Source organism: Escherichia sp. WS547 (assembly GCF_046486065.1).
Taxonomy (GTDB): Bacteria; Pseudomonadota; Gammaproteobacteria; order Enterobacterales; family Enterobacteriaceae; genus Escherichia; species Escherichia coli.
This window is the reverse complement of record NZ_JBJQMA010000031.1, coordinates 16,848-28,550: the sequence shown is the minus strand read 5'-3', so window position 1 is coordinate 28,550 and position 11,703 is coordinate 16,848. Positions and strand designations below refer to the sequence as shown.

Genomic DNA, 11,703 nt, shown 5'->3' with positions numbered 1-11,703 from the left:
CCTGATAATGTTAAACTTTTTTAGTAAATCATCTGCTCGAATACGAGAGTATAGTCAGTGCGGTGATGATTTGCTTAACCGATGAAAATCAAAAGCTTACTCGCGCTCACACTCACTGTGATTTACTAAAAGAGTTTAAACATTAGAGTTATTATCTCTAATGCGTCACTTCCAGGTGGCGTAAGCAAGATTACTCACTTCTGGGTACTGATTACGTGATCCAAATCAAATTTTTGCAAAGCTGACACCTTTCAGCATCGCTTTTCGCCATTATAGCTAACAGTTAATAAATTGTAGTATGATTTGGTGGCTACATTAGCATGTTTTGCACAACCAGATAACAATAACGAATGATAGCAATTTTAAGTAGTTAGGAGGTGAAAAATGCTGTCAAAAGGCGTATTGTCAGCGCGTCTTTTCAACCTTATTTATGGCTAACATTATCCGGCTTTTGCTTCGGAGCTAACCGTGATTCAGACCCTTTTTGATTTTCCCGTTTACTTCAAATTTTTCATCGGGTTATTTGCGCTGGTCAACCCGGTAGGGATTATTCCCGTCTTTATCAGCATGACCAGTTATCAGACAGCGGCAGCGCGAAACAAAACTAACCTTACAGCCAACCTGTCTGTGGCCATTATCTTGTGGATCTCGCTTTTTCTCGGCGACACGATTCTGCAACTTTTTGGTATATCAATTGATTCGTTCCGTATCGCCGGGGGCATCCTGGTGGTGACGATAGCGATGTCGATGATCAGCGGCAAGCTTGGCGAGGATAAACAGAACAAGCAAGAAAAATCAGAAACCGCGGTACGTGAAAGCATTGGTGTGGTGCCACTGGCGTTGCCGTTGATGGCGGGGCCAGGGGCGATCAGTTCTACCATCGTCTGGGGTACGCGTTATCACAGCATTAGCTATCTGTTTGGTTTCTTTGTGGCTATTGCATTGTTCGCTTTATGTTGCTGGGGATTGTTCCGCATGGCACCGTGGCTGGTACGGGTTTTACGCCAAACCGGCATCAACGTGATCACGCGTATTATGGGGCTATTGCTGATGGCATTGGGGATTGAATTTATCGTTACTGGTATTAAGGGGATTTTCCCCGGCTTGCTTAATTAATTCCTTTCAAATGAAACGGAGCTGTCATGCTCCGTTTACTTCGTCATTATTTTTACTTTGTTCCGGTGCAGTTATCAAAAGCAAAGGGAATGGGTAAAAATATTCTTCTTGAATTACAGTTGGTTATAAGGATTTCCTTAACTGCTTCTCCTCACCATCATGTTATTTTCGCCACATCATAATCCTGGGCTTGCTGAAGAATAATTGAAATGATATTAGTAATTCCACTGCCTTTGGTAGAGGAAAGTGCTAAATAATAATCAATTGTTAAATTATTGTGCATTTCACTACTGGAACTGTAATCAGAAAAGATAGACATGCTTAACCAATCTCTATTTGATTGAATTGAAAGATGTTTGTTAAGACATGGATGCAAGCTATAGATTCTGATACGGTCAATAAAAGAGAATTGCTTAACAATTTTGCAAAATGTATTGGCGAGTAAGAAGCGCATTTGGTACTTTCCGGGCAACCGCCAGACGATTCTTTATTGGTAATGAGAATAATTAACAATTAAAGAGCGTCGCGAAAGAATAATGTGTCTCGACAGGGGAGACACAGTACGAATCGACATAAGGTGATCGTCTGAATCACCAGAATAAATAAAGTCGGTGATAGTAATACGTAACGATAAAGTAACCTGACAGCAGAAAGTCTCCGAGCCTGTGCAGGGTCCCAATCCGGGATTACACATGCTGGTTAATACCAGTAATTATAATGAGGGAGTCCAAAAAACAATGACCAACATCACCAAGAGAAGTTTAGTAGCAGCTGGCGTTCTGGCTGCGCTAATGGCAGGGAATGTCGCGCTGGCAGCTGATGTACCCGCAGGCGTCACACTGGCGGAAAAACAAACGCTGGTACGTAACAATGGTTCAGAAGTTCAGTCATTAGATCCGCACAAAATTGAAGGTGTTCCGGAGTCTAATATCAGCCGAGACCTGTTTGAAGGCTTACTGGTCAGCGATCTTGACGGCCATCCGGCACCTGGCGTCGCTGAATCCTGGGATAATAAAGACGCGAAAGTCTGGACCTTCCATTTGCGTAAAGATGCGAAATGGTCTGATGGCACGCCAGTCACAGCCCAAGACTTTGTGTATAGCTGGCAACGTTCTGTTGATCCGAACACCGCTTCTCCGTATGCCAGTTATCTGCAATATGGGCATATCGCCGGTATTGATGAAATTCTTGAAGGGAAAAAACCGATTACCGATCTCGGCGTGAAAGCTATTGATGATCACACATTAGAAGTCACCTTAAGTGAACCTGTTCCGTACTTCTATAAATTACTTGTTCACCCATCAACTTCACCGGTGCCAAAAGCCGCTATCGAGAAATTCGGAGAAAAATGGACCCAGCCTGGTAATATCGTCACCAACGGTGCCTATACCTTAAAAGATTGGGTCGTAAACGAACGAATCGTTCTTGAACGCAGCCCGACCTACTGGAACAACGCGAAAACCGTTATTAACCAGGTAACCTATTTGCCTATTGCTTCTGAAGTTACCGATGTCAATCGCTACCGTAGTGGTGAAATCGACATGACTTATAACAACATGCCGATCGAATTGTTCCAGAAGCTGAAAAAAGAGATCCCGGACGAAGTTCACGTTGATCCATACCTGTGCACTTATTATTACGAAATTAACAACCAGAAACCGCCATTTAACGATGTACGTGTGCGTACCGCACTGAAACTGGGTATGGACCGCGATATCATTGTTAATAAAGTGAAAGCGCAGGGCGACATGCCCGCCTATGGTTACACTCCACCGTATACTGATGGCGCAAAATTGACTCAGCCGGAATGGTTTGGCTGGAGCCAGGAAAAACGTAACGAAGAAGCGAAAAAACTGCTGGCTGAAGCGGGTTATACCGTAGACAAACCGTTGACCATCAACCTGTTGTATAACACCTCCGATCTGCATAAAAAGCTGGCGATTGCTGCCTCTTCATTGTGGAAGAAAAACATTGGTGTAAACGTCAAACTGGTTAACCAGGAGTGGAAAACGTTCCTCGACACCCGTCACCAGGGCACTTTTGATGTGGCCCGTGCAGGCTGGTGTGCAGACTACAACGAACCAACTTCCTTCCTGAACACCATGCTGTCGAACAGCTCGATGAATACCGCGCATTATAAGAGCCCGGCCTTTGACAGCATTATGGCGGAAACGCTGAAAGCGACTGACGAGGCGCAGCGCACAGCTCTGTACACTAAAGCAGAACAACAGCTGGATAAGGATTCGGCCATTGTTCCTGTTTATTACTACGTGAATGCGCGTCTGGTGAAACCGTGGGTTGGTGGCTATACCGGCAAAGATCCGCTGGATAATACCTACACCCGGAATATGTACATTGTGAAGCACTAATGGCAATACGTGGGGCAGGAGTGTCCTGCTCCACGGTGTCTGATTTTTATCGCATTACAGAAGGCACAGGCCAGAAGGTAGGGCAATGTTAAAATTTATTCTACGTCGCTGTCTGGAAGCGATTCCGACGCTATTTATTCTTATTACTATTTCGTTCTTCATGATGCGCCTCGCGCCGGGAAGCCCTTTTACCGGCGAACGTACTTTACCGCCAGAAGTGATGGCCAATATCGAAGCGAAATATCATCTTAATGATCCGATCATGACACAGTATTTCAGCTACCTGAAACAACTGGCGCATGGCGATTTCGGTCCATCGTTTAAATATAAAGATTATTCGGTCAACGACCTGGTTGCATCCAGTTTTCCCGTTTCTGCCAAACTGGGAGCCGCAGCATTTTTCCTTGCGGTAATACTGGGTGTTAGTGCTGGCGTTATTGCCGCATTAAAACAAAACACCAAATGGGACTATACCGTGATGGGGCTGGCAATGACCGGGGTTGTTATCCCCAGTTTTGTGGTTGCGCCATTATTAGTAATGATATTTGCGATCATTTTGCATTGGCTGCCGGGCGGTGGCTGGAATGGTGGGGCGCTTAAATTCATGATATTGCCGATGGTGGCGTTGTCACTCGCCTATATCGCCAGTATTGCGCGTATTACCCGTGGCTCTATGATTGAGGTTTTACACTCCAACTTTATTCGTACTGCCCGGGCGAAAGGGTTACCTATGCGGCGGATCATTTTACGCCACGCATTAAAACCTGCTCTGTTACCCGTGCTCTCCTATATGGGCCCCGCATTTGTCGGCATTATTACCGGTTCTATGGTTATCGAAACCATTTATGGTTTGCCGGGGATTGGGCAACTGTTCGTTAATGGCGCATTGAACCGTGACTATTCCTTAGTGTTAAGCCTGACTATCCTGGTTGGTGCGTTAACCATTTTGTTTAATGCCATTGTCGATGTGCTATATGCGGTTATCGACCCGAAAATCCGTTACTGATACTGGAGCTCGCGATGATGTTAAGTAAGAAAAACAGCGAGACGCTGGAAAATTTCAGTGAAAAGCTGGAGGTCGAAGGGCGCAGCTTGTGGCAGGACGCACGTCGACGTTTTATGCATAACCGTGCGGCGGTTGCCAGTCTGATAGTGCTGGTGCTGATCGCGTTATTTGTAATCCTGGCACCGATGCTTTCGCAGTTTGCCTATGACGATACTGACTGGGCGATGATGTCCAGCGCCCCGGATATGGAGTCCGGTCACTACTTTGGTACTGACTCATCCGGTCGCGACCTGCTTGTGCGCGTTGCGATTGGCGGGCGTATCTCACTCATGGTCGGTGTTGCTGCGGCACTGGTGGCAGTGGTCGTGGGGACACTTTACGGTTCGCTTTCCGGTTATCTGGGCGGTAAAGTGGATTCGGTAATGATGCGTCTGCTGGAAATCCTCAACTCCTTCCCATTCATGTTCTTCGTCATTTTGCTGGTGACCTTTTTCGGTCAAAACATCCTGCTGATTTTCGTGGCGATTGGCATGGTTTCCTGGCTGGATATGGCTCGTATTGTGCGTGGGCAAACCCTGAGTCTGAAGCGTAAAGAGTTTATTGAGGCGGCACAAGTTGGCGGTGTATCGACGTCGGGCATTGTTATTCGCCACATTGTGCCGAATGTACTCGGTGTGGTGGTGGTCTACGCATCACTTCTGGTGCCCAGCATGATCCTCTTTGAATCTTTCCTTAGCTTCCTGGGGTTGGGTACGCAAGAGCCGTTAAGCAGCTGGGGTGCATTGCTGAGTGATGGCGCGAACTCGATGGAAGTCTCTCCATGGTTATTGTTGTTCCCAGCGGGATTCCTCGTGGTGACACTGTTTTGTTTCAACTTTATCGGCGATGGCTTGCGTGATGCCCTCGACCCGAAAGATCGTTAAGGAGTGCAGCCATGAGCGTAATTGAAACTGCAACTGTGCCGCTCGCACAACAACAGGCTGACGCACTGCTGAACGTGAAAGATTTGCGTGTTACCTTTAGTACCCCGGACGGCGACGTCACGGCGGTCAATGATTTAAATTTTTCCCTACGTGCCGGAGAAACGCTGGGCATTGTAGGTGAGTCTGGTTCGGGTAAATCGCAAACTGCATTTGCGTTGATGGGCCTGTTGGCTGCCAACGGACGTATTGGCGGATCGGCAACCTTCAATGGGCGTGAAATCCTCAATTTGCCAGAGCGTGAACTCAATAAACTGCGCGCTGAACAAATCTCAATGATTTTTCAGGACCCAATGACTTCGTTGAATCCCTATATGCGCGTCGGTGAGCAGTTGATGGAAGTGCTGATGCTGCATAAGAACATGAGCAAAGCTGAGGCGTTTGAAGAGTCGGTGCGGATGCTCGATGCGGTAAAAATGCCGGAAGCGCGTAAACGCATGAAAATGTACCCGCACGAATTTTCTGGCGGCATGCGTCAGCGAGTCATGATTGCGATGGCATTGCTATGTCGACCTAAGCTGCTGATTGCTGATGAACCCACTACTGCGCTGGACGTCACCGTACAGGCGCAGATCATGACGCTATTAAATGAACTGAAGCGGGAATTTAATACCGCCATCATTATGATCACCCACGATCTTGGCGTGGTTGCGGGGATCTGCGACAAAGTGCTGGTAATGTACGCCGGGCGCACGATGGAATATGGCAATGCGCGCGATGTCTTTTATCAACCCGTTCATCCTTATTCTATCGGTTTGCTCAACGCGGTGCCGCGTCTTGATGCGGAAGGTGAAACAATGTTGACCATCCCGGGTAATCCGCCAAACTTGCTGCGATTACCGAAAGGTTGCCCGTTCCAGCCACGTTGTCCGCATGCGATGGAAATTTGTAGTAGCGCACCGCCGCTGGAAGAGTTTACGCCTGGCCGTCTGCGTGCTTGCTTTAAACCGGTGGAGGAACTGTTATGAATGCTGTAACTGAAGGAAGAAAAGTCCTCCTTGAAATCGCCGATCTGAAAGTGCACTTTGAAATCAAAGATGGCAAACAGTGGTTCTGGCAACCGCCGAAAACGCTCAAAGCCGTCGATGGTGTCACTCTTCGCCTGTATGAAGGGGAAACTTTAGGTGTGGTAGGGGAATCGGGATGCGGTAAGTCCACCTTTGCTCGCGCCATCATCGGTTTGGTCAAGGCGACCGACGGTCATGTTGCCTGGTTAGGTAAAGAGTTGCTGGGCATGAAGCCCGATGAATGGCGTGCCGTTCGCAGTGATATTCAGATGATTTTCCAGGATCCGTTGGCATCGCTTAACCCGCGTATGACCATCGGCGAGATCATCGCTGAACCACTGCGTACTTATCATCCGAAAATGTCACGCCAGGAAGTTCGCGAGCGCGTGAAGGCGATGATGCTGAAAGTCGGGTTATTGCCTAACCTGATTAACCGCTATCCGCATGAGTTCTCTGGTGGGCAGTGCCAGCGTATCGGGATTGCTCGTGCTCTTATTCTTGAACCGAAGCTGATTATCTGTGATGAGCCGGTGTCGGCGCTGGACGTGTCAATTCAGGCGCAGGTGGTCAACCTGCTCCAGCAGCTGCAACGCGAGATGGGATTGTCATTAATTTTTATCGCTCACGACCTGGCCGTGGTAAAACACATTTCCGATCGTGTGCTGGTGATGTATCTCGGCCATGCGGTAGAACTGGGGACCTATGATGAGGTCTACCACAATCCACTACATCCTTACACCAGGGCATTGATGTCGGCAGTCCCCATACCTGATCCGGATCTGGAGAAGAACAAAACCATCCAGTTACTGGAAGGGGAATTACCGTCGCCGATCAACCCGCCTTCCGGTTGTGTTTTCCGTACCCGTTGCCCGATTGCCGGTCCGGAGTGCGCCAAAACACGTCCTGTTCTGGAGGGGAGTTTCAGACACGCCGTTTCTTGCCTGAAAGTCGATCCGCTTTAAACACAATAAGGGCTGACAGTTGTCAGCCCTTTTTCACGCCGAAAGCGATTATTTATTCCCGCCAGATGATATGGCACAGTTTGTGATCTTTTTCGCGGCATAACAGAATGCGGGCGAAAACATCGTTGATTTCACCATCTTCACTGTCCGCCAGACCAATCACCACTTCGGCAAAAAAGTCCGGGTTCAAATCGAAATCAACATGTTCCTGCCAGTCTTCTGCCGGATCGAATAACTCCGCGCCGCCGCGCTCTTCAAACTGAAGATTGAACAGCAGAACATCAGCTGGATCGAGATTGTCGGCAGCCAGTTCGAGAAAAATATCGTAGGCCTGCTCAAGCGTTTCATCTTCAGTCAGGCGATTGTTTAGATCCATATCCATAGTCACTACCTGTTTAACCTCTGTTGGCGACGTTTTACAGCAACGGGCTGAAGAAGTAAAACAGTCGCTCGGCGACACGTTGCCATAATGGACGTTTTAGCCATAAACGGGCATCGAGCAGACGAGAACGCGAAATATAATCGTCCTGAACGGCGGCGAGGTCAGCACCAAACCCTTTATCGTCGATTGCCAGCGTAATCTCGAAATTCAGCCACAGACTCCGCATATCAAGGTTAACGGTACCAACCAGACTTAATTCGCCATCGACCAGCACACTCTTGGTATGCAATAACCCGCCTTCAAACTGATAAATTTTAACCCCAGCAGCCAGCAGTTCCGTAAAGAACGCGCGACTGGCCCAGCCAACCAGCATTGAATCATTTTTTCGCGGAAGGATAATACTGACATCCACTCCGCGCTGTGCCGCCGTGCAAATCGCATGAAGTAAATCATCGCTGGGCACAAAGTAGGGCGTTGTCATGATCAAATATTCACGTGCCGAATAAGCCGCAGTCAATAATGCCTGGTGAATGAGATCTTCCGGAAAGCCGGGGCCAGAAGCAATTGTGTGAATGGTGTGACCGCTGGCCTGCTCAAACGGCATAATATTGACATCTGGTGGTGGCGGCAGAATACGTTTCCCGGTTTCAATCTCCCAGTCGCAGGAATAAATAATCCCCATCGCGGTGGCGATGGGGCCTTCCATACGCGCCATCAGATCAATCCATTGCCCTACGCCCGCATCTTGTTTGAAGTAGCGAGGGTCGACCATATTCATGCTGCCGGTGTACGCGATGTAATTATCGATCATGATCATCTTGCGATGTTGGCGCAGGTCCATACGGCGTAAAAACACACGCATCAGATTGACCTTTAAGGCTTCGACCACTTCAATACCGGCATTACGCATTAGCTCGGGCCACGGGCTGCGGAAAAAAGCCACACTCCCGGCGGAGTCGAGCATCAATCGGCAATGAATGCCGCGTCGCGCAGCCGCCATTAATGATTCAGCCACCTGGTCCGCCATGCCGCCGGGCTGCCAGATATAAAACACCATCTCAATATTATGGCGCGCGAGCTGGATGTCGCGGATTAACGCCTGCATCACATCATCTGACTCGGTCATCAGTTGTAGCTGATTCCCTTTGACCCCAGCGATCCCCTGACGACGCTCACAAAGCTTGAATAGTGGCGCAGCGACACTGCTATTTTCTTCGGCGAAGATATGCTTACAGGCTTTAAGGTCGTTAAGCCACTTTGCGGTGGAAGGCCACATCGCTCTGGCGCGCTCAGCGCGGCGTTTGCCTAAATGGAGCTCGCCAACGGCAAGATAGGCAATAATTCCGACTAACGGCAGAATGTAAATAATCAACAGCCAGGCCATCGCGGAGGGAACTGCGCGTCGTTTCATTAGAATGCGTAAAGTTACGCCTGCAATGAGCAACCAGTATCCCAGAATGGCCAACCAACTCACCAACGTATAAACGGTTGTCATAGATTAGAAATCCTTTTGAAAGCGCATTGTTATGAGTTTACGCATATGGATTCATCTGGCAAATAAAAACGCGGGAAAAGCACTGGTCAGCGTCGGGGGCGGGGGTATAATGACCATTCTGTTATTGCATAGAGTAGTTAACATGAAGCGGAGTAGAACGGAAGTGGGGCGCTGGCGCATGCAGCGTCAGGCTAGCCGACGTAAATCGCGTTGGCTTGAGGGGCAATCGCGCCGAAATATGCGTATCCACAGCATCAGGAAGTGCATTCTAAACAAACAGCGTAACTCGTTATTGTTTGCGATCTACAATATCTAAATGTACTGGGCACCATTGCGGTGCCCAATAAGTTTACTCTTCCGTCTTTAAACTCTATTTTTGCGCCGATTCTTTACTGTCAGCTTTCGTTTCTTGTTCATCGTTATCGCTGAAAATGCCATGACCGGAGTTCAACAACATTGAAACGAGCATATCATTATTAATCTCTTCACCATTTAAAACTCGCGCCAGAATTTCGCTGCCAAACAGTTGCGGCGAGAGAATGATATCCGGATGTACCATCTTAATCTTATTCAGGTTTTTGCTATCACTGACGGCGAGAACTGTTTTGACATCACTGCTCATATCTTTTGCCGAGAGTACAACAAACGCGTTATCTGCATCGTTATCACTCAGCGCCAGAATGGCCCGGCAACGATCGATTCCCGCTTTCTTCAAGACTGAACTGTCATTACTGTCACCGGGGATAACATCAGCGTTATCGCCTAAGCGTTGCTCAAGTTGCTTGATATCATCTTCAGGCAAGTTGCTGATAACCGTTACGTTTTGTCCGCGTTGATTCAGTTGCAGGATCGTATTGATGGCGAGAATCGAATGTCCGCAAACAATAAAATGATCTTTACGATGCATTGTATGATTGTTTCCTTTTACAAGTTTGTTGAATCCCCCGCGGATAAGCGGACCAAAAATTGAGGTCATAGAGGTGGCAAAAACGGTAATGCCGGAAATAATGACCGAAATAGTGAACAATCGTGCTGATTCAGAAACAGGGACAATATCGCCATAGCCGACGGTTGACATGGTTTCTATCGAAAAATAGAACGCGGTCATCAAACTTTCTATTCGCGGATTAAAACCTTCGCTTAAATAAAGCGCACCGTAGGTGGAGTAAAACAGTAACGTCGTGAAACTAATAAATGCGAAAATTGTCCCGGCTGCGGCGCTACTGTGGGAGAAGTCTTTGCGCAGTATCAGCAAAAACACCAGCGTAAAAATGCAAAATCCAATACTAAATTTCAGCCAGGGATAAAAATGCAGGGTGTAAATTAGCGCTATCAACAACAAAATGATACTGATTGCCCATGCGAGCTTTGCCCGGAACAGTAAGCCAATGGAGTTCAGGACAAGAAAGACGCCGAGCATAAAGAGTGGGGCGTTTGCCAGCAAGGAGAGATCCAACTCTGAAAATGCTTTGATATGGAAAATATCTAGCAAATTTACCGACATACCATAGATTGTTTTAAAAATAAGCAATCCATTTAAAAAGACGGCCAGCGCGAGAATGTCGTGCCGTAGGGTCACCCATAAATTAGTTGCTGTTTGTTTGAATGTAGCCCAGTGACTCACTGATACCTCTGTAACCACAATTTTGTTTAATTATCTGAGCGTGCACATTTTCTGAACATACATGCAGCGCGTGAATGTGTTAAACAATAGTAGATGACTTTATCCGCAGTAATCAAAGGTTTTGAGTGAGCAACTCTGCGTCAGGAAAGGGCATTTTTCCTGAATATGCTCACATCATATAAAGAAATACAGATAAAGTTATTATCTGCTTGTGGGGGTGAATGCACTGACCGACCTATAAGGAAAGGCCAAACAAGAACACGGTTGCAAAAACCGTGCCCTTAAATATTGAATCTCTATTCAGAACACTTTCTTAAATGGTTTCACTGAAACGTGTTCATAGACTCCTGCCGCTACGTACGGGTCAGCATCGGCCCAGGCCTGAGCTGCTTCCAGCGATTCAAATTCAGCAATAACGGTTGAGCCAGTAAATCCCGCAGCCCCTGGATCGTTACTGTCTACCGCTGGCATTGGACCAGCTGTCAACAAACGACCTTCATCATGCAGTAACTGTAAACGTGCTAAATGTGCCGGACGAACGGAAAGGCGTTTTTCGAGGCTATCAGCTTTGTCTTGAGCGTAAATAACATACAACACGGGCACAACTCCTTGTTCGGGAAAGTTGTAAAGTACGTTATTTGAAAGGGCGAAGATCTGCAACGGAAAGATGATGTCTTTGTTAAGACCATGCATAAAGTAAGGTCAATTACGCCAAAAATGACATTTTCACTGATCCTGATCGTCTTGCCTTATTGAATATGA

At 47.5% G+C, this 11,703-nt stretch carries 13 protein-coding genes; 8 read left to right on the top strand and 5 right to left on the bottom strand.

Annotated elements, in window-relative coordinates; translation table 11 throughout:
* Positions 1-384: 384 nt before the first annotated feature.
* Together ychE (ACJHWK_RS21480) and ychE (ACJHWK_RS21475) are read left to right on the top strand one after the other, a co-directional pair.
* The gene (gene ychE / locus ACJHWK_RS21480; RefSeq protein ID WP_211180492.1) at positions 385-438 is read left to right on the top strand and encodes a protein YchT; all 54 of its coding nucleotides are present in this window, start codon (positions 385-387) and stop codon (positions 436-438) included.
* A 30-nt stretch (positions 439-468) separates the two neighbouring features.
* Positions 469-1,116 (top strand): NAAT family transporter YchE, encoded by a 648-nt coding sequence (ychE, locus tag ACJHWK_RS21475; RefSeq protein WP_000616773.1) that lies wholly within the window; start codon positions 469-471, stop codon positions 1,114-1,116.
* Positions 1,117-1,273: 157 nt separating this feature from the next.
* On the opposite strand, the gene ACJHWK_RS21470 is transcribed toward ychE (ACJHWK_RS21475), so the two are convergent.
* The gene (locus ACJHWK_RS21470; protein ID WP_001211521.1) at positions 1,274-1,570 is read right to left on the bottom strand and encodes a hypothetical protein; all 297 of its coding nucleotides are present in this window, start codon (positions 1,568-1,570) and stop codon (positions 1,274-1,276) included.
* A gap of 283 nt (positions 1,571-1,853) precedes the next feature.
* Here ACJHWK_RS21470 and oppA point away from each other — a divergent pair, with 283 nt between their 5' ends.
* From oppA to oppF, 5 genes are all read left to right on the top strand, one after another.
* Positions 1,854-3,485 carry an oligopeptide ABC transporter substrate-binding protein OppA gene (oppA, locus tag ACJHWK_RS21465; protein ID WP_000182042.1) on the top strand — a complete coding sequence of 544 codons (1,632 nt, stop codon included), beginning with the start codon at positions 1,854-1,856 and terminating at the stop codon, positions 3,483-3,485.
* A gap of 85 nt (positions 3,486-3,570) precedes the next feature.
* On the top strand, positions 3,571-4,491 hold the full coding sequence (gene oppB / locus ACJHWK_RS21460; protein WP_000911112.1) for an oligopeptide ABC transporter permease OppB: 921 nt from the start codon (positions 3,571-3,573) through the stop codon (positions 4,489-4,491).
* 14 nt (positions 4,492-4,505) lie between these two features.
* Positions 4,506-5,414 (top strand): oligopeptide ABC transporter permease OppC, encoded by a 909-nt coding sequence (gene oppC, locus ACJHWK_RS21455; RefSeq protein ID WP_000979661.1) that lies wholly within the window; start codon positions 4,506-4,508, stop codon positions 5,412-5,414.
* Between the two features lie 11 nt (positions 5,415-5,425).
* Positions 5,426-6,439, top strand: a complete 1,014-nt coding sequence (oppD, locus tag ACJHWK_RS21450) for a murein tripeptide/oligopeptide ABC transporter ATP-binding protein OppD (RefSeq protein ID WP_000110954.1) — start codon at positions 5,426-5,428, stop codon at positions 6,437-6,439.
* Positions 6,436-7,440, top strand: coding sequence for a murein tripeptide/oligopeptide ABC transporter ATP-binding protein OppF (oppF, locus tag ACJHWK_RS21445; RefSeq protein WP_000994905.1), 1,005 nt, complete (start codon positions 6,436-6,438; stop codon positions 7,438-7,440). The genes oppD and oppF overlap by 4 nt, the downstream gene beginning before the upstream one ends.
* Before the next feature lie 52 nt (positions 7,441-7,492).
* Here the strand turns inward: oppF and ACJHWK_RS21440 are convergent, their stop codons facing one another.
* Positions 7,493-7,822 (bottom strand): HI1450 family dsDNA-mimic protein, encoded by a 330-nt coding sequence (locus ACJHWK_RS21440; protein ID WP_000366959.1) that lies wholly within the window; start codon positions 7,820-7,822, stop codon positions 7,493-7,495.
* 34 nt (positions 7,823-7,856) lie between these two features.
* Positions 7,857-9,317 carry a cardiolipin synthase gene (gene cls, locus ACJHWK_RS21435; protein ID WP_000214516.1) on the bottom strand — a complete coding sequence of 487 codons (1,461 nt, stop codon included), beginning with the start codon at positions 9,315-9,317 and terminating at the stop codon, positions 7,857-7,859.
* A 142-nt stretch (positions 9,318-9,459) separates the two neighbouring features.
* Between cls and ACJHWK_RS21430 the strand changes: the two genes are divergently transcribed.
* A complete protein-coding gene (locus ACJHWK_RS21430) occupies positions 9,460-9,633 on the top strand; it encodes a YciY family protein (RefSeq protein WP_001309467.1) in 174 nt (57 codons plus the stop codon).
* 54 nt (positions 9,634-9,687) lie between these two features.
* Here the strand turns inward: ACJHWK_RS21430 and kch are convergent, their stop codons facing one another.
* Both kch and ACJHWK_RS21420 read right to left on the bottom strand, forming a co-directional pair.
* A complete protein-coding gene (gene kch / locus ACJHWK_RS21425; RefSeq protein ID WP_000020078.1) occupies positions 9,688-10,941 on the bottom strand; it encodes a voltage-gated potassium channel protein in 1,254 nt (417 codons plus the stop codon).
* Positions 10,942-11,241: 300 nt separating this feature from the next.
* Positions 11,242-11,538 carry a YciI family protein gene (locus ACJHWK_RS21420; RefSeq protein WP_000967595.1) on the bottom strand — a complete coding sequence of 99 codons (297 nt, stop codon included), beginning with the start codon at positions 11,536-11,538 and terminating at the stop codon, positions 11,242-11,244.
* Between the last annotated feature and the right edge of the window lie 165 nt (positions 11,539-11,703).

What these genes read in the sequence shown, in the direction of transcription:
- ACJHWK_RS21470 (WP_001211521.1), bottom strand. Translation starts at nt 1,570, where the DNA reads ATGCGCTTCTTACTCGCCAATACATTTTGCAAAATTGTTAAGCAATTC.
- oppA (WP_000182042.1), top strand. Translation starts at nt 1,854, where the DNA reads ATGACCAACATCACCAAGAGAAGTTTAGTAGCAGCTGGCGTTCTGGCT.
- oppB (WP_000911112.1), top strand. Translation starts at nt 3,571, where the DNA reads ATGTTAAAATTTATTCTACGTCGCTGTCTGGAAGCGATTCCGACGCTA.
- oppC (WP_000979661.1), top strand. Translation starts at nt 4,506, where the DNA reads ATGATGTTAAGTAAGAAAAACAGCGAGACGCTGGAAAATTTCAGTGAA.
- oppD (WP_000110954.1), top strand. Translation starts at nt 5,426, where the DNA reads ATGAGCGTAATTGAAACTGCAACTGTGCCGCTCGCACAACAACAGGCT.
- oppF (WP_000994905.1), top strand. Translation starts at nt 6,436, where the DNA reads ATGAATGCTGTAACTGAAGGAAGAAAAGTCCTCCTTGAAATCGCCGAT.
- ACJHWK_RS21440 (WP_000366959.1), bottom strand. Translation starts at nt 7,822, where the DNA reads ATGGATATGGATCTAAACAATCGCCTGACTGAAGATGAAACGCTTGAG.
- cls (WP_000214516.1), bottom strand. Translation starts at nt 9,317, where the DNA reads ATGACAACCGTTTATACGTTGGTGAGTTGGTTGGCCATTCTGGGATAC.
- ACJHWK_RS21430 (WP_001309467.1), top strand. Translation starts at nt 9,460, where the DNA reads ATGAAGCGGAGTAGAACGGAAGTGGGGCGCTGGCGCATGCAGCGTCAG.